Genomic DNA, 25,486 nt, shown 5'->3' on the forward strand with positions numbered 1-25,486 from the left:
TTTTGGTCGATTTGCTGTCTTACCTGGAGCCTCGCACCCATCGATCAGCACCCCCTGCCTACCGGAGCTGACCTGCAAGATCAGGTTGGAAAAGGCTCATGGCATATGATCGATCGGAGCTGGTTGCTGCACGTGCAATTGCTCGTGCCGGGGTGTTTTTGGTCAGCCATATTTCTTTTTGCTTCTTGTCGTACTGCCGTATGGCGGAATGACGGGACGCTTTGATCGGGACGAATTCATTCAAGTCACCGTAGTTGACACGGTGTTGTCACATGACTGCACAATATCTATAAACATTCGCGTGGCCGTTCGATCTCTCTGGGCCGAGAGTTGTAGGGCGACCGCTAGTGATCGCGGGTGTGCGGTGCTGTCGAGGGGGGCGGGATGAACAGCAGCGAGTCTCCTGCGGGGGCAGGACGGAAGTTCGGCGCAGCGGTGAGCGCGTCGGCGCTCCTGCTGTTGTTCGCTGTGCTGGTCCTGGCGGCGGGCATAGCCATGACCGCCGTGATCGGGCGGTTCGGGAATGACGTGGGCTGGAGTCGATGGAGCGATGTCGGCGAGGCGTTCGGCGCGGTGAACTCGGTGGTTTCCGCGCTGGCGGTGGCGGCTCTCCTGATCACCTGGACACTGCAGTCGCGGGATCTCGCAACGCAGCGAAAGATCCTCGAAGATGCGCAGATCGCGCTGCGGCGAAGTGCGGATGTGGGAATTCGCAACTTGCACGTAAATCTTATCCGGATGGCGATCGAGAATCCTGATCTTGCTGCCGTGTGGCCCATTGACGGCGTTTATGATCCGGTGGTTCGAGGGCAGCATATGTATGCCAACTTGATGATTCAGCATGTTTGGCTGCAGTTCACCGCGGGGCTTGCTTCGCGAGAAGAGTTGATCAACAACCTTCGGCATCTCTTTGCCAGCCCGAGAGTGCGGGATTTCTGGCGTGACACGGCCGACAGCCGGAACAACGTCTACGAGGCGGGCACCGAAGAGTCGCGCCTCGCCCTCATTGCGGAAGAGATCTGGACGGAGTACGAGACCGTGCTCCGATGCTCCACGCCTCCGGGGCCTTACGTTCGGGAAGCGGGAGCGGATCCGGGCCGGGCAGCTGGCTAGGCCAGATCCTGCACTGCCGCGAGCATCGTTTCACGCGTGATGACGACGATGCTTTCGTAAGGAGCGACCCCGGCGTCGGGAGGTAGTTCAGTACGGAGTTCTTCTGTTCGATTCGTGCCGACCACTGCAAAATTGCCGTCGGCCAGTTCGAAGACGTCAGGGCAGGTGCAAGTGGTTGCGCTGCCTCGCTCAGACGGAGGAATGCCGACACGGCGGCTGATCCTGGATGCCGGCAGTGCGTCAGCCGGGGAGACTCTTGACACCGGATGATTTAACCAAATTGTGGTGATTTACACCATTGGTAACGCTGGTTCGAGAGGAGTTTTTTCCCGAGGGGCAGCCTCTTCGAGACTGAGCCGAGCGCGGCCCTCGGCTCGCTGGCCAGCATAGGTGCCTGCCAGCATGAGCACGATGCCGGTCACCCCGACGGGGGTCAGGTGGTCGCCGGCCAGGAGGACCCCGAAGAGGACGGCCCAGACGGGCTCGGTGCCGAGCAGGAGGCTGGCGCGGGAGGCTGACGTGCGGCGGATCGCCCACAGCTGCACCACAAAAGCGAACACGCTGCAGCCCAGCGCCAGATAGACGACCCCGAGCCATTCGGCCGGGTGGAACGTCGCGGCCGCGGGGAGCAGGGCGGGGCCTGCCGCAGCGGTGAACACCACGGCGCCGACGACGGTCTGCAGCGTGGTCAGCACGGCGGTGTCATACGGGCGACCGCGCGTCAGGTGAGCGGACAACGTCACGTGAGCGGCGCGGACCACGGCCGCCGCCAGGATCAGCGCGTCGCCGGCTGACGGCGTACGAAATCCGGGTCCAGCGACCAGAAGGACCACGCCGAACGTGGCCGCGGCCGCGGCCACGAAGAATGACCGTGGCAGCCAGCGGCAGGTGACCAAGCCCTCCAGCATCGGGGTGAGCAGGATGGTCAGGCTGATCAGCACGCCCGCGTTCGTCGCGCTGGTGAGCGCCACGCCGTAGGTCTCCAGCGCCAGCACCGACGCCTGCGTGACGCCCAGCAGCAGACCGACGCCGACCTCGCGCCGGCCCGGCCGGTGGCGGGCGAGGAACGGCAGCATCGCCGCCGCCGAGACCAGGAACCGCAACGCCAGCACGACCAGCACGCCACCCGCGACGACCAGGGTCTTCGCCGTCAGATAGCTGCTTCCCCAGACCACCGCGACGGCCAGCAGCAGCACGTCACCCACACGATTTGTCGACACCAGGTGAGCCTCGGGCCGAGTGATCCGGTAGACAAGAGGCCAACCTCTGAATCGACGATGTAGTGGAGCCTGATGGATCCGCACCACCTGCGGCTGTTACGCGAGCTCGGCGACCGGGGCAGCGTCGCGGCGGTCGCCCGCGCGCTGCACATCACGCCGTCCGCGGTGTCCCAGCAGTTGAACACGTTGCAGCGGTCGGCGCGGGTTCCGCTGACCGAGCGCAGCGGCCGGCGGCTGGTGCTGACCGCGGCCGGCCGGGCCCTGGCCGCGGCGGCGGTCGACGTGATGACCGCCTTGGATCGGGCCGATCGGGCAGTCGGCGCTTATCTCGACGACCCGGCCGCGCCGGTCAGCGTGGCCGCGTTCAACAGCGTGGCACTGGCCTGGTTCCCGGCCCTGGCCGCACGCTCCGGCCCGCCGGTGCGCTTCGTCGACCGGGACGTGCCGCAGGCCGACTTCCCCGGGCTGGTCGGCGACCACGACCTGGTGATCGCGCACCGGCTGGCGCACAGCCCGCCCTGGCCGGACGACCGGGTGACGGTGGTCCCGCTGATCCGCGAACCGCTCTACGTCGCGATGCCCACGGACTCGCCGCTGTCCGGAAAAGCCCAGCTCACCGCGATGGACGTGGCGGACTCACCGTGGATCAGCGTGCACGAGGGATTCCCGTTGGAGGGGATCCTCGCGGCGATCGGCGCGACGGCCGGGCGGCGGCTCGACATCGTGCACCGGGTCAACGAGTTCACCGTCACGGCGTCGCTGGTCGCCGCGGGCGCCGGGCTGGCGCTGCTGCCCGGGCGCACCACCGGGCCCGACCCACGGCTGGTGCTGCGCCCGCTCGCCGACCTGCCGGCCGAGCGGCACATCGACGTGCTGACCCGGCCGGAAACCCTGCACCGGGCGGCCGTGCGCACCGTGCTGGACGCGTTGCGCGAGGTCAGCCGTGGCGGTGGTGCTTCTTGACATATGTGTAGCCGGGCTCCAACTCCTCGTCGATCTGCTCGCTCTCCAGTGCTCGGTGGTAGGCCGCGAGCTGCTTCTCGGTCGGCTGGGCGCCGGGCGGGAGCTTGCGGACGAAGCCCTTCACCCAGTGCTCGCGCCGGTCGTGGCCCTCGCCGTCCTCGTCGTCGTACTCCGGGTCGTTGGGGTGCGGCGCCGGGTCGACCAGCGGGGCGTAGAACAGCAGGTCGACGAGCTCCTGGCCGTCCACGGCGGGGTAGGACGGGTGCCCGGTCGCGTCGACGCTGCCCTCCACCCGGGTGACGTAGCCCTCCCGGATCAGCTGCTCCACCGCGTTCTTCAGCAGGAACGCGCCCTTCGCACCGCGGCCCAGCCCGGCCTGCTTGGCCAGCGCCGGCTCGGGGAACACCGCGCTGCCGTCCTCGTAGACCTGGCCGAGCTTGCGGATGGCGTTCAGCACCTGACCGCGATTGGACTTCTGCGGGACGATGTCGCGGGTCACGACCTTCGGGTCGTACTCGTGGTAGTAGTTGACCCCGTCGATCCGCATCGGCTCCTCGAGCACGGTGCTGCGCATCACCACCGCGTCCCGGCCGGACTGCCAGGAGATCGTGACGCGCATGCCGGTCTGCAGGTCAGCGGGCCAGCCGATCCCGAGGAACTGCCAGCCGACGTCCTGCTGCAGGCGCGCGTCGAAGACCTCCCGGCCCGGGGTGACCCCCTTGACCCGGTGTTCCAGCACGACCGTGACCGTGTCCCGGTACTGCAGCGCCTCGACGATCTCCTCCGGCGCGGCGCACACCGAGGCGTCCAGGTCGGCCCGCCACAGGGTGACCCGGCGAGACACCGTATGCATCTTCCACTCCCCATTACCGCAGGTCAGGTAAGAATGCTCGCACGTCGTGGTTTGTGGTGGTCGCGGTGGGCTGCGCTTTTGTACACCCGTCGCAGGCACCTGCGGCCGTCGCTCGTCAGTCGAAGTTCAGGCCGCCGGTGCGGGTGCGTTTCAGCTCGAAGAAGCCGGGATAGCTGGCCATGGTGTGCGCGGCGTCGAAGAGGCGGGCGGCCTCCTCACCTCGCGGGATGCTGTTGAGGACCGGGCCGAAGAACGCCACCCCGTCGATGTGGATGGTCGGGGTGCCGACGTCCTCGCCGACCGGGTCCATGCCCTCGTGGTGGCTCTTGCGCAGGGCCTCGTCCCACTCGCTGCTGGTGGCGGCCTCGGCCAGCGACCCGGGCAGGCCGGCCTCGGCGAGGGCCTCCGGGATCACCGCGGCGAAGTCCTTGTTGCCCTGATTGTGGATGCGGGTGCCGAGCGCGGTGTAGAGGTCGCCGAGCACCTCCTCGCCGTGCTGCTGTGCGGCGGCGGTGACCACGCGGGCCATGCCGAGCGAGCGGTCGACCAGGTCGCGGTACCACTCCGGGAGCTCTCGGTTCTCGTTCAGGACATACAGACTCATCGGGCGGAAGCGCAGGTCGAAGTCGCGCTGCGGGCGAACCTCGAGGATCCAGCGGGACGTGATCCAGGCGAACGGGCAGGCGGCGTCGAAATACAGGTCGACGGTGGTCATCAGGTTCTCCTAACTGCAGTGCCTCGCCAACGGTAGGGCCCGCAGGAGGCCCGGCCAAGCGCCAATCCTGCCCCACGTGAACGATCCAATGCGTCATACCAGGGTGGTACGTGAAAGTTCAGACCCTGGTCCGACGCGCACCGGTCCGACGCTCAATAGCTTCGATGCATGGCCTCCGCAACCCTCCTGATCGAGTCCGCCACCCGGCCGGACCGGGACCGCGCGATCGACGCCCTCCGGGCGATCGCCATCCTCGGCGTCGTGCTCGGGCACTGGCTGGTGACCGCACTGGTCTTCGGGCACGGCGCGGTCTTCGGCGCCAGTCCACTGCGCTTTCTGCCACAGTTCACCCCGATCTCCTGGCTCTTCCAGACCCTCGCCGTCTTCTTCCTGGTGGGCGGTCAGGTCGCGGCGATCAGCCGGTCCCGCCAGATTCCGTATTCCGGGTGGGTCCTGGCCCGGTTCCGGCGCCTGTTCCGGCCGGTGGCCGTGGTGGTGGCGGTGTGGGCGACGGTGGCCGGCTTCTCGATCGCCGCCGGGGTCGACCCCGCGAGCGTGCGCACGCTGGTGTCGCTCGTGCTCTCCCCGATGTGGTTCCTGCTCGTGTTCGTGGCGCTGACCGCGGCGACCCCGCTGATCGGGCGGCTGCACCCGGCGATCCCGCTCGCTGTGGTGGCCACGGTCGACCTCCTGAGGCTCGGGCTGGGCGCTCCGGCCTGGGTCGGGTGGGTCAACCTGCTGGCGGGGTGGATGGTGCCGTTCGTGCTGGGTGCGGCCTGGGCGCAGGGGCGGTGGGACGACCGGGTGTCGTTGTGGAGCCTGCTGCTCGGCGGCCTCGCCGCGACCGTCGCGCTGGTGTGGTGGGCGGGTTATCCGGCCGCGATGGTCGGTGTGCCCGGCGCGGGGTTCTCCAATCTGGCGCCTCCCAGCCTGGCCGCGGTCACGTTCGGCCTGGCCCAGTGCGGTGCGGCGGGCCTGCTGCGCGATCCGCTGCGGCGGCTGATGCGCCGGCCGGCGCTGTGGGCGGGTGTCGTGGTGGCCAACCTGTCCGCGATGACCATCTTCTTGTGGCACCAGACGGCCATGATCACGGGAACGGTGCTGGTCTGGCTCGCGGCCGGCCCGCGCCCCGGGCTGCACACGGTGCCGGAGAGCACGGCGTGGGTGGTGGCACGGCTGGGCTGGTTGCCGCTGTTCGCACTGATCCTGACGCTCTGCTGCCTGGCCGTCGACCGTGTCCGCTCGTCCCGGTCATGAGCGCCCACCGACGGACTCCGGGCGAACGCGCGCCGCCATGTGAGCCGATGCGCTGCCCCAGCGGGCGCGATCCAGGCGACGGCGGCTGGTGGCGGCAAGAGCTGGTTGTGGCCCGGGTGGGGGGCGGATGTCGGTGATGCTGCATTGGGGGCGATTCGTGGTGTTGAGCCTGGCCCTGCCTGCGGTGCATCCTGGACCGATGTGGGCTTTGCCGGAGCCGGGCTGCTGGTTGCATCCGGAGGTCGAGGTGCGGCGGTCAGCGATCGAGGGGGACGGGCTGGTCGCACGATCGCCGTTGGCGGCGGGGACTGCGGTGTCGCGACTCGGCGGGCGGCTGGTGACCGGCGACGACCTGCTTCGTCTGCTGGCGGTCAGCACTCACTACGTCGACTCGATCACCGTGGCCAGGGATACGCACCTGGTGCTGCCGCCGGGTCAACCCAACGGCAAGGGAAACCACAGTTGTGATCCAAACCTGTGGTGGGCGACGCCTTACACACTTGTCGCGCGGCGAGACGTCGCGGCCGGGGAGGAGCTGACCAACGACTATGCGACGAGCACCGACGAACCCAGCTTCGTAATGCCGTGCCGGTGCGGGACGCGGCTGTGCCGCCGCGAGGTCACCGGCGCTGACTGGACAAGGCTCGAACTACAAGAACGGTATGGCGACCATTGGGTCCCGGCCCTACTCGACCGAATCCGGCAGTCATCAAGATGAGCCTGCTGCTGGAGCTCGGGCGGGCCGACCGGGAGTGGGTCCAGCGTCCAACGAGCAATGTCATCGCTCAGCCGGCCGGCGGCTGACCACAAGGCTGCCGGCGGGATCACCCCGTCGCAGGCCTTGGTCGCCTTAGCCGGGGCCGGCCGCCTTAGCCGGGGCCGGCCGTCTCATCCGGGACCGGCCGCTTCACCCGAGATCGGTCGCCCTACCCGGACCGGTCGGTCGATCAGGGCTGGTCGCGTTACCAGAGGGGCGCCGACGGGCTCGGGTGGTCCTGCGGTTCGGCTCGTGCCTCGTGTCGGCAGGTGCGGATCGGCTCGATCGTCGATTCAGGAGGCGTCGAGGATGCCGTAGCGGGCCATGACCGTGGCTCGGCGCTTCCGGTTGACCGTGCGGACGCGGCGGGCCAGGAAGAAGACGTCGAGAACGGTCCATACACCCAGGCCGCCGAGCGTGAACAGCATGGCGATCGAGCGGGCGGTGTCGCCGAGATAGAACCGGTGGCCGCCGAAGATGCCGGTGACGGCCCAGATCGCGTACGCATGCCTGGGGTCTTTTTTGATCGCGTCGAATTCTGACTCGGCGCGCAGCAGCCGCAATCGCTCCCATTCCGGAAGCAGAACCGGGGGAGCCGGGAGCGGGACCGGAAGGCCGACCTGGTCCTGCGGCGTCGTCATCCGCGCAACGATAGCGGCCACGGCCGGCAGGCGACGAGACCGAGACCGAGACCGGTCAGGGTTTGCGGGCCACCGCGCCGAACAGTGAAGCCTCCACCGACGTCGGGTGCTCCTCCGCCGACGGATCCGGGCGCCATTCGCTCACCGCCACCACCCCCGGTTCGATCAGCTCCAGACCGGCGAAGAACTCGTCGAACTCCGCCCGCGCCCGCGGATACACGTCCGACCGGCCGCTGCGCAGGGCCTCGTCCCAGTTCGCCTTCAGCTCCGGCGTGAGGAAGTCCGTGGTCGCCATCGACATCATCAGATAGCTGCCGGACGGCAGCGCCGCGAGCAGCGTGCGGACGATCTCGACCGACCGGGGGTGGTCGGGCAGGAAGTGAGCGACCGCGACCAGGATCAGCGCGACCGGTTTCGACAGGTCGAGGATGTCCAGCGCGGCCAGGATCTGCTCCGGCTCGCGCAGGTCCTCCTCGAGATACCGGGTCTGGCCCTCCGGGGTGCTGGTCAGCAGCGCGCGGGCGTGCGCCATCACCATCGGGTCGTTGTCGACGTAGACGATGCGGCTGTCCGGGGCGACCCGCTGGGCCACCTCGTGGGTGTTGTCGGCGGTCGGCAGGCCGGTACCGACGTCCAGGAACTGCCGGATGCCGGCCTCGCCGGCCAGGAAACCGACTGCGCGGCCGAGGAACGCCCGGTTGGCCCGGGCCGCGATCCGCGCCGCGGGGTACGACTTGGCGAGCAGATCGCCCGACTCCCGGTCGGCGGCGAAGTTGTCCTTGCCGCCCAGCCAGTAGTTGTAGCGGCGGGCCGGGTGCGGCACCCCGGTGTCGAGCTTGTCGATCGTCACGCCGCGATCCTAATAGGATCCTGCTGCCCGCGGTACGTCCCGCGGGCGATTACCGCAGGTGGTTGCCCGGATGCCGAGCGTGTGGAGTTTGGTAAACGGCCCGCGAGACGGCACTATGCACGGGTGGTTCGTTACCGAGTTGCGATTATGGCTGTGGCGGCGGCTGTCGTTCTCGGCGGCGGTGGCCTGATCTATGCCGGGCTGAGCAAGGACGGCGGCTCCGGCGGGGGCGGCCTGCTGCCGAACGCTCTGACCGGCGGCGATGCCACGCCGGCCGCCTCGCCGACGCCGACCGGGCCCAGCCCCGAGGAGCTGGCTAAGGCCGAGCGGGCCAAGCGCGAGAAGCAGCTGACCGCCGCGCTGAAGAAGCTCACGGCGACGTCACCGGAGTTCTCGGTCGCGGTCCAGGACAAGACCACCGGCGAGACGTTCGCCTATCGGGGTGACGAGCACTACGACACGGCCAGCATCGTCAAGGCGCAGATCCTCGCCTGCATGCTGCTCAAGGATCAGGACGCCGACCGCGCCCCGACCTCCGGCGAGATGGCCCTGGCCACGCCGATGATCCAGCTCAGCGACAACAACGCGACGACGGCGCTGTTCCAGCGGCTCGGCGGGCGCACCGCGGTCGGCGGCTGCAACAAGCGGCTGGGTCTGAGCGACACCGTGGTGAACAGCTCCTGGGGCCTGACCAAGACCACGGTTGATGACCAGATCAAGCTGCTGTCCGAATTCGTCGATACCAAGGGGCCGCTCGACGCGGATTCCCGCAAGGCCGCGTTCAAGCTGATGAACACGGTCAACCAGGCGCAGGACTGGGGCGTCCCGGCGGTCGCCAAGGCCGACGAGACATTCACCGTCAAGAATGGCTGGGACACCCGCTCGGCGGACGGCGGCCTCTGGGCGGTCAACACGATCGGCCGTGTCACCTCGAAGGACGACGACGTGGACGTGTCGGTCGCCGTCCTGTCGCACAACAACCAGTCGATGGAGGGCGGCATCGCCCTCGTCGAAAAGGTCGCCAAACTGACCCGCCAATACCTCAAATACTAAAACCCTTATTCGGTACGAATACCGAGCGCCCGCCCGCAGGCTACAAGCCGAGTCCCGTGGCAGCCTCGCGCGACACCGTCGCCCCTCACGACCCGTGCCGCGCCCCCAGACCCCGGCTGGTCCTGAGGGGTGTGTCAACGGCTCTGAGGCACCTCTGAGAGCCAGCCGGGGGTGGTGAGCGCGCTGCGGTCCGGGGTGGTGGCGGTCGTGCGTGAGACCGGGATGGGCTTGGCCTACGGGCGGGCGCTCCGTGCTCGTACCGAAAGGTATTCGGCGTCGCCGAGGTACTGGCGGTGGTGGCCGGCCTTGAGATGTGCGGCGAAGGCCGGGTCGCCGGCGGCGGCGCGGGCGCGCATGAAGGCGACCATGTCGTGCAGGCGGGTGACGACCGTGGGGAGCAGTGCGGCGCGGTCGGCATCGGTCAGGCCGTAGCGGTCGCAGAAGAGGCGCAGGCGGGCGGACTGTTCGGCGACCGAGCCGCGGGCATCGTTGCTGCCCGGAGCGGTCAGCGGGGCCCAGCGGTAGACCGCGTAGGCGACGTCCCACAGGCGCGGGCCGGGGCGGGCGTGGTCGAAGTCGAACGTTCCGGTGGTGCGGTCGCCGGTCATCACGCAGTTGTACGGTGCGTAGTCGCCGTGGCAGATCACCTCGACCGGCTCGATCGCGGAGCGCTGCCAGCCGTCGCGCGGAGCGGTCCGGGCCAGGGGGACTGTCGCGTCGTGATAGGCCCGGAGCAGGTCGGCGGCGCTCAGCAGGGCCTCGGTCGAGGTGGCGGCCGGGCTGAGCGGGTAGTCGGCGACCTCGCCGGGCAGGAAGTCGAGGATCTCCCTGCCGTCCGGGGTGAGGCCGTGGAAGCGGGGTGCGCCGGTGAAGCCCGCGGCCTCGAGGTGCCGCAGCAGGTCGTGCACCCGGGGTGACCACGGGCCGGTCGGGCGGTGCACCCGGTCGCCGATGCGGAGCACGGAGTTGATCCCGCCGGTCAAGATTTCGGGCTCGGTCATCAGGCCATGATGCCGAAACGGGGCAGCCGAAGCCGCCCCATTTCCGTGCCGCAAGATCAGCCCCAGTACGCGCTCGACCAGTCCTCGGATGACCAGAAGCGGCCAGACCAGGAACCCGCCGACCAGAAGCGCCCGGACCAGAAGCGGCCGGTCCAGCTCGGGTCGACCCACGACGACGCCCCGCCCCACGGCGTGCCCGCCCAGACCGCCGGCGCCCAGGTCTTCGACGCGAACGACGTGCCGGTCCAGCCGTCGCCGGCCATCGGCATGCCCATCCAGGCGCCGCCCTGCCAGGTCTTGCCGAGCGCCGCGTACGCCGCCCAGTTCGCGCTGTGGAACGGACCGAAAATGGTCATCTCACCGCTGAGCGCGACGTTGTTGCTGACCACCCGGCTGTCACCGCGGGCGTCGTCGAGGTTGCCGCTGCCGTTCGACGGCGTCCAGGTCTGCTTGCTGGCCGACGACGGGACCGTCTCCAGCGCGGTGTTCACGCTGACCTGCTTCAACCCCAGCGCGGCCGCCTTGCCGGTCACCGCGGTGCCGCGCTTCAGCACGTCCTTGACCTGATCCGGGGTGTACGACGGGCGGGCCTGCAGCAGCAGCGCCACGGCGGCCGAGGTCACCGCGGCGGCCTGCGAGGTGCCGCTGCCGCGGAACAGCGTGGTCCCGGTCCGGGCACTCGGGTAGGTGTTGTCGATGTTCGAGCCCGGGTCCCGCAGCGACGCGATCGACTCGCCGGGCGCGAGCACGTCCGGCTGCTTCTCCTGGCTGGCCAGGTTGGTGAAGGTGGCCAGCTCGTCGTCGCCGGTGGCGCTGGTGCCCTTGGTCGCGGTGGCGCCGACCGACAGCACGAACGGGTCGGTCGCCGGGTTGGCCAGGGTGGTGCTGCCGTTGCCGTCGTTGCCGGCCGCCGCGACCACCACGATGCCGGCCTTCCACGCCTGCTCGACGGCGAACTGCAGCGGGTCGGTCCAGGCGTTCGGGTTGCCGCCACTGCCGTACGACAGGTTGAGCACCCGGATCGGGCTGGCCGGGTCGTCGTTGCGGTGCTCCACCACCCAGTCGATCGCCGCGATCACCTGGGAGACGTCCACCGCCCCGTTCGCGGTGCCCAGCTTGATCGAGGTGAGCTTGGCCTTCGGCGCGATCCCGACACTGCCGCTCGCGGTGTCGTTGCCGATGATGATCCCGGCCATGTGGGTGCCGTGCCCGTAGGTGTCCAGGTAGCGCAGGTCGTCCGACTGCGACTCGAAGGACAGGTCGGGGCCGTTGACCAGCTGCGCGGCCGGGAGACCGGCGACCGGTGCGACACCGGTGTCGAGCAGCGCCACGCCGACTCCCGCGCCGGTCAGGGCCGCCGCGGCACCGGTGTCCGCCCCGATGATCTTGCGGACGTCCTTCAGCGAGGTGCCGGTCGTCCCGGTCGTACCGGTGCTCAGCCAGGACCCGGACCAGCCGCCGCCCGGGGTGGACCGGCTCGCCGCCGCGGCCGGCGTCGCCGGTGCGAGCAGGGCCAGCGGCAGCAGTGCGGCGGCGGTGGCCCGGGACAACCGGCGGGGGCGGCCGGCGCTAGATGTGGGCACCTGATGTCCTTCCGAAGAACGAACCCGGCCACGATCGGTGGCCAGGTCCACCACTCTCGGTAGCCAAACGGGTTCCCGTCCAGAGCTGCGCGGGTCTTCCGGACGTTTGGATGATCAAGGTTGGTGTCCGCCGGACGGGATTCCGGGGAAGACTTCAGGTTGCCTGCCGGGTGGCCGATGGGCGGTCTCCGGAGCAACTGGTGTGGAAGGGTCGGTGACGTGGGCGGCATCCTGACGCTCGACCCCGTCACCGGGACTGCGGGGCGCGCCGAACTCAACGGCCGGCTCGCCGGCGCGCTGCGTTCCGCCGCCGCGACCGGCCGGCACTGCTCGCTGTTCCTCTTCGACGTCGACCATTTCAAGACCGTCAACGATGTGTACGGCCATCAGCGCGGCGACGAGGTGCTCCGGGAGATTGCGGAACGCGCGGTGTCCGCGGTGGCCGAGACCGGCACGGTTTTCCGGTACGGCGGTGACGAGTTCGTCGTCCTGCTCCCGGACACCACGGCGGCCGGCGCGCTCCGGCTGGCCCTGCGCCTGAGCAGCGCGATCCGCGAAACCGCGTACGGCGCCGAGCCGCCCCTGCACCTGTCGGTCAGCCTCGGCGTGGCCACCTTCCCCGAGCACGCGGACTCCGCAAGCACCCTGCTCGGCGCCGCCGACCGCCGTAACTACCTGGCCAAACGTCGCGGCCGCGGTGGCGTGGTGGCCGACGACGCGGAGACCCCGGCGGACGGCGGCTCGTCCCGGCTCTGGGAACGTGACGCCGCGCTGGCCGCCACCCACGAGTTCCTCACCGGGCTCGCCGCACACCACCGCGGCGCGCTGCGGATCACCGGGCAGCCCGGCGCCGGACATACCCGGTTCCTGGCCGAGGTGGCCCGGCTCGGCCGGCTGCGCGGGTTCGGCACGGCCGCCGGCGCCGACGGCCCGGTGCTGCTGCTCGCCGATCTGGACACCGACCCGGAGATGCTGCTGCGGGACTGGCCGGCGGACCGGGCGGTCGGTATCGCGTACGCCACCACCGGCCCGCCCGCCCGGCTGCCGGTTCCCGAGCTCGGCGTGGCCCGGCTCGACCCGTGGTCGCCGGCGACCGTGCACATCTGGCTGCGCGCCGCGCTGGCCGGCGAGCCGTCACCGGCCCTGGTCACCGAGGTGGTCCGGCGCAGTGGCGGTCTGCCCGCCGCCGCGGTGACCGCCCTGGACCGGCTGCGCGAACGAGTCGAGGTGATCCCGGACGGCTCCGGTGGCTGGACCCTGACCCCGGCCGGCGCCGGTGCACCCCGTCGCCGGCTGCGGCTGCCCGCCGAACTGACCGCGCTGATCGGCCGCCAGCCGGAACGCCGCCGGGTGACCCACCTGCTCGGCGAGAACCGCCTGGTCACGCTCGCCGGGCCGGGTGGCATCGGCAAGACCCGGCTGTCCGCCGCGGTGGCCCGGGACGTGGCCGGCGGCTACCCGGACGGCGTGGTCTTCGTCCCGTTCGCCGACACCACCGACACCGACGAGGCGATCCGGGCGCTCGCCGCCGCCCTGCAGGCCGAGGACGTGCCCGGCATCGACCCGGCCGACGCGCTGGCCGAGGTGCTCGCCGACGCGGAACTCCTGCTGGTCGCGGACAACCTGGAACAGGTGCCGGGGCTCGCACTCACCCTGGCCCGCCTGCTCGCCGAGGCGCCCGGGCTGCGGATCCTGGCCACCAGCCGGGAGCCGCTGGGCCTCTACGGCGAACAGGTCTACCGGGTGCCGCCGCTGCCGGCCGCCGACGCCGAGGCGCTCTTCGTGCAGCGGGCCCGGGCCGTCGACGGTGACTTCGCGCCGAGCGCGGGCGAGTTGGCCGACGTGGTCGCGCTCTGCGCGCGGATGGACGGGCTGCCGCTCGCCATCGAGCTCGTCGCGGCGCGGGTCGGCAGCTATCCGCCGGCAAGGCTGCGCACCCTGCTCGACCAGCACCTCGACGTGCCCGGTGGGCCCGGCCCGCGGGACCGGCCGGAACGGCAGCAGACCCTGCGCGGGGCGATCGAGTGGAGTCACGCGCTGCTCGACGCGGACGAACGACGGATCTTCACGGGGCTGGCGGTGTTCGCCGGCGGGTGCACCGAGGAGGCCGCCGACGCGGTGCTGCCGGGCGCCGCGGCCGGCCTGGCGCGCCTGGTGGACAAGAGCCTGCTGACGGTGGAGACCGGGGCGGGGCGGTTCCGGATGTTGGAGACCATTCGTACGTACGCCAAGGAACTGCTCGCCGGAACCGCAGCGGATCTGGCACCGGTCCGTCGGCGCCACGCCGCGTACTTCGCTGATCTTGCCGCCTTGGCGGCCGACGGGATGACCGGTTCCGATCAGCAAACCTGGGCGGAGCGCCTCGATCTCGACTACGCCAACCTGCGCGACGCGGTGAGCGGCGCGCTGGACGCCGGGGACACCGCGACCGCGGCCCGGATCTGCCGCGGCCTGTGGCGGTACTGGCGCAACGGCAACCACATCGCCGAGGGGCGGATCTGGCTGGACCGGCTCCTCGCCGCGCCCGGCGACCTGGACGACGTCACCCAGGCCGGACTGCTCTACCCGGCCGCGGTGCTGGCCGCGACCCAGGACGACAACCCGTCCGCGGCGGCCCTCGGCACGCGGTGCCTGACCCTGGCGGTGTCCGGAGGTGATCGGCCGACGGAGGCGCAGGCGCGGAACATCCTGGGGGTGGCCGCGCTGCGGTCCGGCGAGTACGCGGCGGCCGCCGACCACTTCCGGTTCGGCCTGGACGTGTGCCGGGAACTCGACCAACCGGCCGGGGTGGCGATCGCGCTCGGCAACCTGGCGAAGCTGGCGCTGCGGCAGGGCGAGATCGGCGCCGCCGCCGGGCACATCGATCAGTGCCTGGAGCTGGAACGCGCCGCCGGTAACAGCCGGGGCGTGCTGCTCGGGCTGGAGTGCCGGACCGACATCCGGCTGGCGCAGGGTGACGCGGCGGGTGCGCGCGAGGCGGCCGGCGAGGCGCTCGGGCTGAGCCGGGAACTCGGCGACCTGTTCGGCGAGGCGATGGCGCAGCACCAGCTCGGCCTCGCCGCCCACGCGGACGGGGCGACCGCCGAGGCGGCGCGGCTGCTGCGGGTGGGCCTGACCCTGCGGCACGAGCTGGGTGACCGGGAGGACCTGGCGAACTCGTTCGACGCGCTGGCCTCGGTGCTGGTGGCCGGGGAGCCGGCGCGGGCGCTGCGGCTGGTGTCGGCGGCGGGGGAGCTGCGGCGGCGGAGCAGGCTGACCGATCCGGCCGAGGCGCAGGCGCGGCGGGCGGCGGTGTGCGCGGCGGGCCGGGCGGAGCTGGGCGAGCGCGGGTTCGCCGCAGCGTGGCGCGCGGGGGCAGCGATGTCCCTGGACGAGGCGGTCGCGGACGCCACGTGACCCGTCCCGAGGTTGCGGTGCCACGCGGGTCGCGGCCCCGGCTGGTGCTCACGGCCGCCTCAAGCCCGCGGAGGCAGCCCTCAGCACCAGCCGAACGGCTCTGGCTGGTGCTCACGGTCGTCTCAAGGCCGTTGAGGCAACCGCAACAGTCAGGACTTGAGCAGCTCGGTGGTGGCGGACCAGAGGCGGGTCTCCCGGGCGCGGTCCTGGGCCACCGGGAGCACCTCGATCACCTTGTCCTTGAGGACGAACGCGCCGTCGCGCAGGTGGGACCAGCGGGCGTCGAGGGCCAGCGAGGCCAGCGCCGGGCCGGAGCGTTCCGGGGTGGACACCCCCGGCAGGCGGCCCAGGGCGCGGCCGATCGCCTGCACCGCCGCCGGGGCGCCGCGGCCCAGCGAGGTGCCCGGCATCCATCCCGGTTCGAAGACCGTGACGTGGACGTTCGGGCCGGCCTGGCGCTGCAGCTCGTGGGCGTAGTAGAGGATCGCGAGCTTGGCGTTCGAGTAGGCGACGCCGTTGGCGGCCATGCCCGGCGGTGTCGAGGCGGGGGCGGGGCGGGCGATGTCGATCGGGTCGGTCCACTTCGCTTCCGGGACGCTGAGCAGCCGGCGCCAGAAGTTCGCGTGGTAGGTGTTCGAGCCGAGCAGGACGATGCGGGCCGGTTCCGGTTGCGCGGTCAACTCGTCGAGCAGGTCCTGGATCAGCTGGGCGTGGGCCAGGTAGTTGACCGCGAACGTCATCTCGTAGCCGTCGGCCGAGGCGAGCCGGGTGTCGGTGGTCATCGCGCCGGCGTTGGCCACCAGGGCCCGCAGGGGGCGGACGGTTCCGGCGGCGAGCAGGTCGCGGACGGTGGCCACGGCGGCGCGGACGTCGGCGAGCCGGGACAGGTCGGCGCCGATCTCGTGGACCCGGGCGCCCAGGGCGCGGGCCTCGGCGGTGATCGCGGTCAGCGCGTCGCCGGAGCGGCCGACCAGCAGCAGGTCCGGGCGGTCGGCGGCGGGGCGGGCGGCCATGGCGAGAACGGCGTGCCGGCCGAGGCCGCGGGTCGGGCCGGTGATCAGGACGGTTCCGGTGGTGGTCATGCCGTCAGCGTGCCGGGACCGCGAATGACCAGGCAGTCGTCGGGTTTTCGTAGGACTGCCAGGGCCAGGTTGAGGACGGGCGCGGGGACACAGCGGAGACAAAAGCCGAGACACAGCGGTGGGACTGACAGGGCCAGGACAACCCGGCGATCGGGGGCGGAGACTGGAGCGCGTGGAGTCGTGGGAGTTCGGGCGGATGGTGCGGCGGTGGCGGGACCGGGTCACGCCCGAGGCGGTCGGCGTGCCGGTCGGGCGGCGCCGCCGGGCGACCGGTCTGCGCCGGGAGGAGCTCGCCGCCCTGGCCGGGATCTCCGCCGACTACCTGACCCGGCTCGAACAGGGCCGGGCGACGGCGCCCTCCGCCCAGGTCGTCGAGTCCCTGGCGCGGGCGCTGCGGGTGCCGGACGCCGAACGGGACCTGCTCTTCCAGCTGGCCGGGCACGCCGCGCCGGGGCTCGGGGTGGTGCCGTCCCGGGTCACGCCGAGCATTCAGCGGCTGCTCGACCGGCTGGCCGGCACGCCGGTGGTGGTCTACGACGCGACCTGGACGCTGGTGCTCGCGAACGCCCCCTACAACGCGCTGATGGGTGACACCACCGGCTGGCAGGGCCTGGAGCGCAACGCGATCTGGCGCAACCTGTGCGGGCCCGCGTCCCGGGTCGTGCACTCCGGCGCCGAGCAGGCCGAGCACGAGGCGCGACTGGTCGCCGACCTGCGGATGACCGCGTCGCGCTATCCGGCGGACCGCTCGCTGCGCCGGCTGATCGGCGAGCTCGCGGACGCCAGCCCGCGCTTCACCGCGCTGTGGGACGCCGAAGTGCCACCGGAACTCGCCGGCCCGGGCCGCCAGAAAGTCGTCGACCACCCCGCGGTCGGCCGGATCACCCTCGACTGCGACGCGCTGCTGGTCGCCCTGGACGACCTGCGGATGACCATCTACACGGCCGAGCCGGGCACCGAGGACGCGGAACGGCTCGCGCTCGCCGTGGTCGTCGGCACCCAGATGCTCGTCGATCGAGTTCAGGGCTGACGCATCGGTGAGCTTCTGTTTGACTGAGCGTCATGCAGAGCGCCGCGCCGCGTCTGGCGATCGACTACGGATCCGCGTGCACCCGGGCGGTGCTGGCCTGGCCGGACCGCCCCTGGCACGCGTTGATCATCGAGGGGACGCTCGAGCCGTCCAGCGCCGTGCACGTCGCCCGGGACGGTGTGATCACCGCCGGGCCCGGTGCGTGGCGGCTCGCCGGTGAGGACCCGGGCGGGTTCGTGGCGGCGCCGCTCGACGGCGGGGTGGGAACGGTGCGGGTCAATGGTCGTACCGTGGAGGTTGCGGACCTGGTGGCGGCGACCTTGCGCCTGATCGCGGACGAGGCGGCCCGGATTGCCGGGATTCTCCCGGCGGACATCCGGATGAGCGTGCCGGCCGGCTGGGATCCGGTCCGGCGGACCTGGCTTCGGCAAGCCGCGCACCAGGCCGGTCTCGGCCGCCCGCAACTGATCGAGGCGCCGGTCGCGGCTCTGCTGTCCACGTCCGGTCCGCTGTCGTCCGGGCCGTCATTTTCCGGTACGACCTCAGCAGGCGGCCGCTACGTGCTCGTGTGTGACGTCGGCGCGACCGCCGAGGCGAGCGTGGTGCGCGCCGAGCCGACCGGCGCCGAAGTGCTCGCGACGGCGGCCGACCCGGACGCGGGTGGACGAGCCGTCGACGACCGGCTCGTGGCGATGCTCCTGAACACCGCGACCACCGGCAACGCGCAATCCGAAGCGGACACGAGCGGCTCGGACGTCGGGGCTGTCCTCCGTGCGGGGACTGCGGCGACCGCGGCCATCCTCCGTACCGGAAAAGAAGCGGTCTCGGTGCAGCCGGCCGTGACCGTCCCACTTCCCGCGCCCGGCGTGGCGGTCGTGCTCAGCACGACCCTTGTGGAACAGGCGGCCGAACCCGTCCTGCGGCGCGTCGTCGCGCTGGCCTCGGCGGCGCTCCGAGCGGCCGAGCTGAGCGCGGGCGACCTGGCCGAGGTGTACGTCGTCGGCGGCGCGGCGGCGATGCCCGCAGTGCCGCGCGCCCTGGAACGACACTTCGGCGTGCCGGTGCGGGTCGCCGCCACACCCGGCGCGGCCGTGGTGCTCGGCGTCGCCGAAGCCGAGGGCGCCGCCGCACCGGAGACCGAACCGGCGCCGGTCGTGCCACCGCTGACCGTGCTGCGGATCCTGGGACTGCTCGTGCCGGGACTGGCGTCGGTGGCCGTTTTCAGTCACTTCGTCGTCACCGCGCGCGGGGCGACCGCGTCGAGCTGGGGCGAACTGGCCATCGCGGGCGTGCTCGGGCTGATGCTGTGCCTGGCCGCCGGACCGTGGATCGGTGCGGCGCTGGCCCGCGACGCCGGGTTGCGGATCCGCTGGGACGCCTCCGGGCAGGTGTCGGCGGGCCTGCTCACCGCGGACGCGTTCGGTGTGACGGTCGCGGCCCTGTACGCGGTGGCCGCCGCGCTCTACCTGGTCGCGCCGTTCGGCGAGCCGCTGCAGTGGTCGCTGCTGCCGGTGCTCCCCGCCGCGCTGCTGGCCGGCGCCGTCGCGGTGATCATCCGAAGGCGGCTCAGCGCGCCGGTGATCGTGGAGTTCCCGCTGGTGGCGACGTTGATCCTGAGCGTGGGGAGCGTGCTGTTCGCGCTGACCGTCCGGGAGGAGTTCGCGGCCGGCGTGCAGGTCTGGGGCGAGGTGGCCGCCCGGGTGGGTGGCGCGCTGGTCGGTGTCGGCGTGGCGATGCTGGTGTTCCGGATCGCGGTGCTGCGCGGGATCACCGCGGTGGTGCTGGGGGTGTTCGGCTTCTTCATCGCGGATCCCCGCGCGATCGGGGTGTTCGGGGCCGGGGTGGGCATCGCGGTCGCGGTGTGGTGGGGGCAGCGGCTGCTGGCCCTGGTCCGCACCTGAGAGTGGCCGATTTCGCCCTGGTCGGCATGTGGCCGATGATCTCAGGGTGAGTAACTACATCGAGCACCTGGAGTCGCATCTCGGGCTCATCTCCGGCGGCTACCGCGGGGACGGTCTTCAGGTGATCTATTCGGAGGCGGGCCTGCCGTTCGAGGGCGTGCGGACCCTGGTGACCGCCGGGCTGGGACGGCTCGACCTGGACCTGCCCGACGGCAGCACGGTGCGGCAGGAGCTCGTGATGCACGTGCCGGCCGGCGCGGCGTACCAGGACCGGACCGCCGCGCTGCTGCTGCAGGTGGCCAAGCGGATGGCCGACCGGCGCACGGCCCTGCGTACCCATCAGGTCCTCGGCCCGTTCGGGCCGCTCTTCCCCGGTACGTCGATGACCGCGCTGGTCGCCGCCCCGCCGCAGTACCTGCCGGAGACGTTCGCGGCGTGGCGTGGCGAGGAGCCGCCGATCATCATGGCCTGGCTGTTTCCGATCACCACGGCCGAGGCCGGGCTGGTCGCCGAGCACGGCTGGGACGAGCTGGAGAAGATCCTGATCGCCGAGGACCCCGACCTCAGCAACCCGGAACGCCCCGAGGTCACCCTGCGCTGAGCGGGTGTCAGTACCGGAAGTGGCTCACCAGGTTCTGCAGGTTGTTGGCCATCACGCTCAGTTCGGTGACCGCCTGCTGGGACTGGGCGATGCCCTCCGTGCTGACCTGGGTCGCGGTGGCCAGGCCGGTGATGTTGGCGGCGATGTCGCCGGCGCCGGACGACGCGAGGGCGACGTTGTAGCTCATCTGCTCGGTGGTGGCGGTCTGCTCAGCGACCGCCGCGGCGATGGTGGCCTGGTAGTCGTTGATGTGCGCGATGACCGAGGTGATCTCGCCGATCGCGGTGACCGCGCCCGCCGTGTCCGCCTGGATGGCCTGGACCCGCCGGGAGATGTCCTCGGTCGCCCGGGCGGTCTCCTGGGCGAGTTCCTTGACCTCGCCGGCCACCACCGCGAAGCCCTTGCCCAGCTCGCCGGCGCGGGCCGCCTCGATGGTGGCGTTCAGGGCGAGCAGGTTGGTCTGCTCGGCGATGCTGGTGATCACCTTGATCACGTCGGCGATCTCGGCGGACGACTCACCGAGCTTGCCGACCTGGGCGGTGGTCGCCTCGGCGACCGAGACCGCCTGCTGGGCGACCCGGGCCGCCTCGGTGGCGTTGTGCGCGATGTCCCGGATCGAGATGCCCATCTGATCGGTGCCCTGCGCGACGCTGCCGACGTTGTCGTTGACGCCGGCCGCCGCCTGGGACGCGGTCTGCGCCTGGGTGGCGGCCTGCTCCGCGGAGCGGGACATGGTGCCCGCGGTCGCGGTGAGCTGCTCGGCGGCGGCCGCGACCGCCTGGGCCGAACCGGCCACCGAGGAGACCACCCGGCGGGTGTTGGCCTGCGCCTCGTCGAGCGCCCGGGCCATCTGGCCGACCTCGTCCTGGCCGCGGACCTCGGCCGCGACGGTCAGGTCACCGGCGGCCATCGCCTGCAGGGCGGCGCGGACCCGCTGCAACGGCCGGGTGATCGACACCACGACCAGGCGGGCCAGCACGACAACCAGGATGGCGGCGACCGCGACCGCGAGCCAGAGCACCCGCTCGGCGGTGGCCTTGCCCTCGCGCGAGTCCTTGTTGGCCTGCGCGACGGTGTTCAGGAACAGCTGCCGCTCGTTCGCCAGCACCGCGCTGACCAGGTAGTTGTCCACGCCCACCTGTTCCCAGGCGAGCCGGGCGCCGGCCTGGTCGGCGGCCGCCGACGCGACGAAGCTGGTCAGCGTGGTGGTGTAGTCGGCGACCGCGTCCTTGATCCGGGCGACCGCCACGTCCAGACCGCTCGGCAGGTCGATCGCCTCGAGGCTGGTGAGCAGCTTGTTCGTCGACTCGATCCGGGTCTTCAGCAGGGTGGCCTGCGCCGCCGGGTCGGCCCGCACGATCGACTGCAGGCCGTTCGCCCGCAGCGCGGTGGCCTCACGGTCCAGTTGCAGCACCGTGGCGCTGCCCAGGTTGAGGTTCTCCAGGTTGCGCGAGGTCGCCGCGGCATAACTGTCGTTGATCACGGTGACGCCGAGGCAGACCGCGAGGGCGGCCAGGCTCGCGCCGACCAGCACGGTCAGCTTGGTCCGTACCGAGAGGTCGAGAAAACGCTGGATCACCCGATTCACCCCGCCAGCTGGTCGGCTGTGTAGTAGCCGCCGTCGACCAGCACCCGCTGGTAGTTGGAGCGGTCCACGTTCACCGGCTGGAGCAGGAACGTCGGCACCACCTTGACACCGTTGTCGTACTGTTTCTCGTCGTTGACCTCGGGCACGCCGCCGAGCAGCAGCGAGTTGGTCATCTGTACGGCGACCTTGGCGAGTTCCCGGGTGTCCTTGTAGACCGTCTCGGTCTGCTTGCCGGACACGATCAGCTTCACCGACTCCAACTCGGCGTCCTGGCCGGTGGTGACCGGGAGCTTCTTGGCGCCCTTGCCGTACCCCTTCTCCTCGAGCGCTTCGAGGATGCCGCGGGTCAGGCCGTCGTACGGGGAGAGCACCGCGTCCACCCGCTTGCCGCTGAGCGGACCGGCGAGCAGACGTTGCATGCGTTTCTTCGCCACCGCGCCGTCCCAGCGCTGGGTGGCCACCGTCTTGAAGGCGACCTCGCCGCTGACCACGCGCAGCCGGCCGGACTTGATCAGCGGTTTGAGCACGCTCATCGCCCCGTTGTAGAAGAACGTGGCGTTGTTGTCGTCGGCCGACCCGGCGAACAGCTCGACGTTGTCCGAGCCCTTGGTACTGGTCAGCTTGAGCGCCTTGACGATCGCGCCGGCCTGCATCACGCCGACCTTGAAGTTGTCGAAGGTGGCGTAGTAGGTGATGTTCGGGGTGTCCCGGATCAGCCGGTCGTAGGAGATCACCGGGATGTCCGCGGTCGCCGCGCTGGCGAGCACGTCCTTGAGCGCCGTGCCGTCGATCGCACCGACCACGAGCGCCTCGACCCCGCTCTTGATCATGCCGCTGATCTGGCTGATCTGCTTGTCGACGTCGTCCTCGGCGTACTGCATGTCGGTCTGGTAGCCGAGCAGCTCGAACTGCCGCTTGATGTTCGTGCCGTCACCGACCCAGCGGGCCGACTTGGTGGTCGGCATGGCGATCCCGATGGTGCCGCGATCCGGTTGACTGACCGCGGTCTCCGCCGCGTTACCGCAGGCGGTGGCCGTAGCGAGTACCACTATCCCGACGACGAACCAGCGCATGGGGATCTCCCTTTCTCAGGTCCCCATCTTCAGCCGTGCCGGACGGATATGAGACCTATTCCGGTCCTTTCGTCGTTTTCTTCTTGCCGGACCTCGTTTTTTGGATCTTCGTCGACGCTTCGGAGCATCCGGAGAAGGACTCCGCGCTCAGCGCGCCGTCCGGATGGCAGACGTACCAGGCGGAGGTGTAGCAAGCGATATCCACATCCGGCATGGTCGGCTGCCGGCCGGTGTCGCGGAGTGCCGAATCGGTGCGAATCTGTCTCAAGATCGGTCGTGGGTTCCCGATACTGCGGGTATGCGGCGGGCGGTGGCGTGGTGGATCCTGGGCGGGTTGCTGCTCGCGCAGGTGGCCGTCATGGCCCTGTCCCTCGACGGCACACTGTTCGCCGGGCTGGTCCTCAACGCCGTGTACCTGCTGCCAGGTCTGCTGGTCGCCGGCCGCGCGTGGCGAAACCCCGGTCCGGACCGGGCCGCTTTCGGCTTCCTGTCCGCCGGCATGACCGCGTACGGCGTGGCAAACGTCTACTGGTACCTGGTCGTCCGTGACCTCGACCCGGAACCGCTGGTCAGCCCGGCCGACGGGATGTGGCTGGCGTTCTACCCGTGCTTCGCGGTCGCGCTGGTGCTGCTGCTGCGCCGGCGACTGCCCCGGCTGAGCACCGCCGCGTGGCTGGACGGGGTGATCGCGTCCGGGGCGGTCTCCGCGCTGGTGTCCGTACCGCTGCTGGCGACCGTGGATCCGTCCCCGCAGGCCACGCTCGTGGGGGTGGCGGTCAACGCCGCGTACCCGGTCTCCGACATCGTGGTGGCCGGCTGCCTGCTCGGCGCCTGGGCGCTCTGCGGCTGGCGGGCCGAGCGGACCATCATCCTGATGATCGCCGGGATGGCGCTGTTCGCCACCGGTGACGCGTTCAGCATGATGCTGATCTGGCAGGGCATCGACCCGTGGCCGACCTGGATCGACCTGACCTGGACGGTCGGGTTGACGCTGTTGGCGCTGGCGGCCTCGTCCTCGTCGCCTTTGTCGTCGCGGGCCTCCTTGCCGGCTGTTTCTTCGGTCCCCTCGGTTGGTGGGCCGGCGGCCGGGTTGTGGGTGAGCACCGCCGTTCCGTCCGGGCTGGCCCTGCTGTGCCTGGCCCTGCTCGTCTACGAGGCGCTCGCCGACCACCTGGCGCCCCCGGTCAGCAGCTGCCTCGCCGGGATCGCGGTGGCCGCCGCGATCCTCCGGATGATCCTCAGCGTGCGCAGTGCCGAGGCGCTCGGCGCGGCCCGCCGCCAGGCCCGGACCGACGACCTGACCGGGCTGGCCAACCGCCGGCACTTCATCGAGCACCTGGACCGGGCGATCGCCGGGAGCGAGCCGTGCCTCTCCGTCGCGTTCGTCGACCTGGACCGGTTCAAGGAGGTCAACGACAGTTTCGGACACGACGTCGGCGACAGCCTGCTGCGGATGGTCGGCGACCGGCTGCGGGCCGCGCTACCCGATGGCGTGCTGCTGGCCCGCCTCGGCGGCGACGAATTCGGGCTGATCATGCCGGGCTGCGACGCCGGCGAGGCCGGCACGATCATCGAGAACATTTTGTGTACGCTGCGCGAGCCGTTCGCCCTCCCCGAGGTCGACCTGCACGTGGACGCGAGCGTCGGTATCGCGGTCTACCCGGACGACGGCACCGACCGTCCCACCCTGCTGCGCCGCGCCGACGTGGCGATGTACGCCGCGAAGAACGGCCACGACGGGCTCACGTTCGCGACCGGGCTCGACGACCAGGCGCGGGCCCGGCTGACCATGCTCGAGGAGTTGCGTACCGGCCTGGCCCGGGGCGAGCTGGTCCTGCACTATCAGCCGAAGGTGCTGGTCGGCTCGGCGCTCGAGGTGTGCGGCGTGGAAGCGCTGGTCCGCTGGCAGCACCCGGTCCGCGGGCTGATCTACCCGGACGACTTCCTCTACACCGCGGAGAGCGCCGACCTGATGCGGCACGTCACGGCGGCCGTGCTCGACCTGGCCTGCCGTCAGATCCGCAGCTGGCACGACGAGGGGCTGCCGATCTCGGTCGCGGTGAACCTGTCCGTCTCCAACCTGCGCGACCCGGAGTTCCCGGCGCAGGTGGCTTCGCTGCTGGAACGGTATGACCTGCCACCGAGCGCGCTGGAGCTGGAGGTCACCGAGAGCGTGCTGATGACCGATGCGGATCACGCGCTGGCGTTGCTGGGCCAGCTGCGGGGGATGGGGATCAAGCTGGCGGTCGACGACTACGGGACGGGGTACTCGAGTTTGACGTACCTGCAGGTCCTGCCGGTCGACGACCTGAAGCTGGACCGGGCCTTCGTGTCCCGGTGTACCACCGATCCGCGCAGCGCGGCGATAGTGCAGAGCACGGTCCAGCTCGCGCACAGCCTCGGCATGCGGATCATCGCGGAGGGGGTGGAGGACGACGCGACTCTGGCCAAGCTGTATGAGTACGGGTGCGACATCGCCCAGGGGTATGGGATCGCCCGGCCGCAGGACGCCGCGACGACAACGCGGTGGCTGCGCTCACACCAGATCGCCACCCTCGCCGCCTGATCCCACCCGCCGCTCGATCACCTTCGCAACCCACCTCCCTTCCTCCCCGCCCGCGCCCGCGCGCGTGCGAGCCCGCGCCTGCGCGGCGGGCGCGAGGCGGCTGGGACTCCGGGCCGTGGCGCGTGTTCCTGCTTCGGCTGGTTCTGAGGGGTGCCTCCCGCTTGTTGAGGCACCCCTCAAAACCAGCCGGGAACCGGCACTTCTCGCTTTCTGATCCTTTGAGGACGCTGAGGAGGGGCGGCA

At 71.0% G+C, this 25,486-nt stretch carries 20 protein-coding genes; 10 read left to right on the forward strand and 10 right to left on the reverse strand.

The window, feature by feature from the left end:
• Nucleotides 1-384: 384 nt before the first annotated feature.
• A complete protein-coding gene (locus ADL15_RS07940) occupies nucleotides 385-1,113 on the forward strand; it encodes a DUF6082 family protein (RefSeq protein ID WP_157441230.1) in 729 nt (242 codons plus the stop codon).
• Between the two features lie 290 nt (nucleotides 1,114-1,403).
• On the opposite strand, the gene ADL15_RS07945 is transcribed toward ADL15_RS07940, so the two are convergent.
• A complete protein-coding gene (locus ADL15_RS07945; protein WP_232343953.1) occupies nucleotides 1,404-2,333 on the reverse strand; it encodes a DMT family transporter in 930 nt (309 codons plus the stop codon).
• Between the two features lie 72 nt (nucleotides 2,334-2,405).
• On the opposite strand from ADL15_RS07945, the gene ADL15_RS07950 reads away from it, so the two are divergent.
• On the forward strand, nucleotides 2,406-3,296 hold the full coding sequence (locus tag ADL15_RS07950; RefSeq protein WP_067686370.1) for a LysR family transcriptional regulator: 891 nt from the start codon (nucleotides 2,406-2,408) through the stop codon (nucleotides 3,294-3,296).
• On the opposite strand, the gene ADL15_RS07955 is transcribed toward ADL15_RS07950, so the two are convergent.
• Together ADL15_RS07955 and ADL15_RS07960 are read right to left on the reverse strand one after the other, a co-directional pair.
• On the reverse strand, nucleotides 3,271-4,149 hold the full coding sequence (locus ADL15_RS07955; RefSeq protein WP_067686375.1) for a hypothetical protein: 879 nt from the start codon (nucleotides 4,147-4,149) through the stop codon (nucleotides 3,271-3,273). The two genes, ADL15_RS07950 and ADL15_RS07955, sit on opposite strands and share 26 nt — an antisense overlap.
• A 115-nt stretch (nucleotides 4,150-4,264) precedes the next feature.
• Complete coding sequence (locus ADL15_RS07960; protein ID WP_067686378.1) at nucleotides 4,265-4,864, reverse strand: mycothiol-dependent nitroreductase Rv2466c family protein; 600 nt, start codon at nucleotides 4,862-4,864, stop codon at nucleotides 4,265-4,267.
• A gap of 168 nt (nucleotides 4,865-5,032) precedes the next feature.
• Here ADL15_RS07960 and ADL15_RS07965 point away from each other — a divergent pair, with 168 nt between their 5' ends.
• Nucleotides 5,033-6,121 (forward strand): acyltransferase family protein, encoded by a 1,089-nt coding sequence (locus tag ADL15_RS07965; protein WP_067686382.1) that lies wholly within the window; start codon nucleotides 5,033-5,035, stop codon nucleotides 6,119-6,121.
• A gap of 127 nt (nucleotides 6,122-6,248) precedes the next feature.
• On the forward strand, nucleotides 6,249-6,839 hold the full coding sequence (locus tag ADL15_RS07970; RefSeq protein WP_083971000.1) for an SET domain-containing protein: 591 nt from the start codon (nucleotides 6,249-6,251) through the stop codon (nucleotides 6,837-6,839).
• Nucleotides 6,840-7,171: 332 nt separating this feature from the next.
• Here the strand turns inward: ADL15_RS07970 and ADL15_RS07975 are convergent, their stop codons facing one another.
• Both ADL15_RS07975 and ADL15_RS07980 read right to left on the reverse strand, forming a co-directional pair.
• Complete coding sequence (locus ADL15_RS07975; RefSeq protein WP_232343954.1) at nucleotides 7,172-7,519, reverse strand: TM2 domain-containing protein; 348 nt, start codon at nucleotides 7,517-7,519, stop codon at nucleotides 7,172-7,174.
• 55 nt (nucleotides 7,520-7,574) lie between these two features.
• Nucleotides 7,575-8,369, reverse strand: a complete 795-nt coding sequence (locus ADL15_RS07980; RefSeq protein ID WP_067686385.1) for an SAM-dependent methyltransferase — start codon at nucleotides 8,367-8,369, stop codon at nucleotides 7,575-7,577.
• Between the two features lie 147 nt (nucleotides 8,370-8,516).
• On the opposite strand from ADL15_RS07980, the gene ADL15_RS07985 reads away from it, so the two are divergent.
• Nucleotides 8,517-9,422, forward strand: a complete 906-nt coding sequence (locus ADL15_RS07985) for a serine hydrolase (RefSeq protein WP_067686388.1) — start codon at nucleotides 8,517-8,519, stop codon at nucleotides 9,420-9,422.
• Nucleotides 9,423-9,655: 233 nt separating this feature from the next.
• Here the strand turns inward: ADL15_RS07985 and ADL15_RS07990 are convergent, their stop codons facing one another.
• Together ADL15_RS07990 and ADL15_RS07995 are read right to left on the reverse strand one after the other, a co-directional pair.
• Nucleotides 9,656-10,423 carry a phosphotransferase gene (locus ADL15_RS07990; protein WP_067686390.1) on the reverse strand — a complete coding sequence of 256 codons (768 nt, stop codon included), beginning with the start codon at nucleotides 10,421-10,423 and terminating at the stop codon, nucleotides 9,656-9,658.
• Between the two features lie 56 nt (nucleotides 10,424-10,479).
• The gene (locus tag ADL15_RS07995; RefSeq protein WP_067686392.1) at nucleotides 10,480-12,006 is read right to left on the reverse strand and encodes a S8 family serine peptidase; all 1,527 of its coding nucleotides are present in this window, start codon (nucleotides 12,004-12,006) and stop codon (nucleotides 10,480-10,482) included.
• Between the two features lie 219 nt (nucleotides 12,007-12,225).
• Here ADL15_RS07995 and ADL15_RS08000 point away from each other — a divergent pair, with 219 nt between their 5' ends.
• Entirely contained in the window at nucleotides 12,226-15,402 is a 3,177-nt protein-coding gene (locus ADL15_RS08000; RefSeq protein WP_067686395.1) for a diguanylate cyclase, read from the forward strand.
• A gap of 149 nt (nucleotides 15,403-15,551) precedes the next feature.
• On the opposite strand, the gene ADL15_RS08005 is transcribed toward ADL15_RS08000, so the two are convergent.
• Nucleotides 15,552-16,484, reverse strand: coding sequence for an SDR family NAD(P)-dependent oxidoreductase (locus tag ADL15_RS08005; protein WP_067686397.1), 933 nt, complete (start codon nucleotides 16,482-16,484; stop codon nucleotides 15,552-15,554).
• Between the two features lie 172 nt (nucleotides 16,485-16,656).
• On the opposite strand from ADL15_RS08005, the gene ADL15_RS08010 reads away from it, so the two are divergent.
• The 3 genes from ADL15_RS08010 to ADL15_RS08020 are packed head-to-tail and all read left to right on the forward strand — an operon-like array spanning nucleotide 16,657 to nucleotide 20,016.
• A complete protein-coding gene (locus ADL15_RS08010; protein ID WP_067686399.1) occupies nucleotides 16,657-17,514 on the forward strand; it encodes a helix-turn-helix transcriptional regulator in 858 nt (285 codons plus the stop codon).
• A 32-nt stretch (nucleotides 17,515-17,546) separates the two neighbouring features.
• On the forward strand, nucleotides 17,547-19,415 hold the full coding sequence (locus ADL15_RS08015; RefSeq protein WP_067686401.1) for an Hsp70 family protein: 1,869 nt from the start codon (nucleotides 17,547-17,549) through the stop codon (nucleotides 19,413-19,415).
• 46 nt (nucleotides 19,416-19,461) lie between these two features.
• Complete coding sequence (locus ADL15_RS08020; RefSeq protein WP_067686404.1) at nucleotides 19,462-20,016, forward strand: suppressor of fused domain protein; 555 nt, start codon at nucleotides 19,462-19,464, stop codon at nucleotides 20,014-20,016.
• Nucleotides 20,017-20,023: 7 nt separating this feature from the next.
• Here the strand turns inward: ADL15_RS08020 and ADL15_RS08025 are convergent, their stop codons facing one another.
• Together ADL15_RS08025 and chvE are read right to left on the reverse strand one after the other, a co-directional pair.
• A complete protein-coding gene (locus ADL15_RS08025; protein WP_067686714.1) occupies nucleotides 20,024-21,595 on the reverse strand; it encodes a methyl-accepting chemotaxis protein in 1,572 nt (523 codons plus the stop codon).
• Nucleotides 21,596-21,600: 5 nt separating this feature from the next.
• Nucleotides 21,601-22,677 (reverse strand): multiple monosaccharide ABC transporter substrate-binding protein, encoded by a 1,077-nt coding sequence (gene chvE / locus ADL15_RS08030; protein ID WP_067686406.1) that lies wholly within the window; start codon nucleotides 22,675-22,677, stop codon nucleotides 21,601-21,603.
• Nucleotides 22,678-22,975: 298 nt separating this feature from the next.
• Here chvE and ADL15_RS08035 point away from each other — a divergent pair, with 298 nt between their 5' ends.
• Nucleotides 22,976-25,243 carry a putative bifunctional diguanylate cyclase/phosphodiesterase gene (locus tag ADL15_RS08035; RefSeq protein ID WP_067686408.1) on the forward strand — a complete coding sequence of 756 codons (2,268 nt, stop codon included), beginning with the start codon at nucleotides 22,976-22,978 and terminating at the stop codon, nucleotides 25,241-25,243.
• The last annotated feature ends 243 nt before the right edge of the window (nucleotides 25,244-25,486 follow it).

It is taken from the genome of Actinoplanes awajinensis subsp. mycoplanecinus, assembly GCF_001509495.1.
Classification (GTDB): Bacteria; Actinomycetota; Actinomycetes; order Mycobacteriales; family Micromonosporaceae; genus Actinoplanes; species Actinoplanes palleronii.

Excerpts from the sequence above, each read along its gene's own strand:
- ADL15_RS07940 (WP_157441230.1), top strand. The coding sequence starts at position 385 with ATGAACAGCAGCGAGTCTCCTGCGGGGGCAGGACGGAAGTTCGGCGCA.
- ADL15_RS07950 (WP_067686370.1), top strand. The coding sequence starts at position 2,406 with ATGGATCCGCACCACCTGCGGCTGTTACGCGAGCTCGGCGACCGGGGC.
- ADL15_RS07955 (WP_067686375.1), bottom strand. The coding sequence starts at position 4,149 with ATGCATACGGTGTCTCGCCGGGTCACCCTGTGGCGGGCCGACCTGGAC.
- ADL15_RS07960 (WP_067686378.1), bottom strand. The coding sequence starts at position 4,864 with ATGACCACCGTCGACCTGTATTTCGACGCCGCCTGCCCGTTCGCCTGG.
- ADL15_RS07965 (WP_067686382.1), top strand. The coding sequence starts at position 5,033 with ATGGCCTCCGCAACCCTCCTGATCGAGTCCGCCACCCGGCCGGACCGG.
- ADL15_RS07970 (WP_083971000.1), top strand. The coding sequence starts at position 6,249 with ATGTCGGTGATGCTGCATTGGGGGCGATTCGTGGTGTTGAGCCTGGCC.
- ADL15_RS07975 (WP_232343954.1), bottom strand. The coding sequence starts at position 7,519 with ATGACGACGCCGCAGGACCAGGTCGGCCTTCCGGTCCCGCTCCCGGCT.
- ADL15_RS07985 (WP_067686388.1), top strand. The coding sequence starts at position 8,517 with ATGGCTGTGGCGGCGGCTGTCGTTCTCGGCGGCGGTGGCCTGATCTAT.
- ADL15_RS07990 (WP_067686390.1), bottom strand. The coding sequence starts at position 10,423 with ATGACCGAGCCCGAAATCTTGACCGGCGGGATCAACTCCGTGCTCCGC.
- ADL15_RS08005 (WP_067686397.1), bottom strand. The coding sequence starts at position 16,484 with ATGACCACCACCGGAACCGTCCTGATCACCGGCCCGACCCGCGGCCTC.
- ADL15_RS08015 (WP_067686401.1), top strand. The coding sequence starts at position 17,547 with ATGCAGAGCGCCGCGCCGCGTCTGGCGATCGACTACGGATCCGCGTGC.
- chvE (WP_067686406.1), bottom strand. The coding sequence starts at position 22,677 with ATGCGCTGGTTCGTCGTCGGGATAGTGGTACTCGCTACGGCCACCGCC.
- ADL15_RS08035 (WP_067686408.1), top strand. The coding sequence starts at position 22,976 with ATGCGGCGGGCGGTGGCGTGGTGGATCCTGGGCGGGTTGCTGCTCGCG.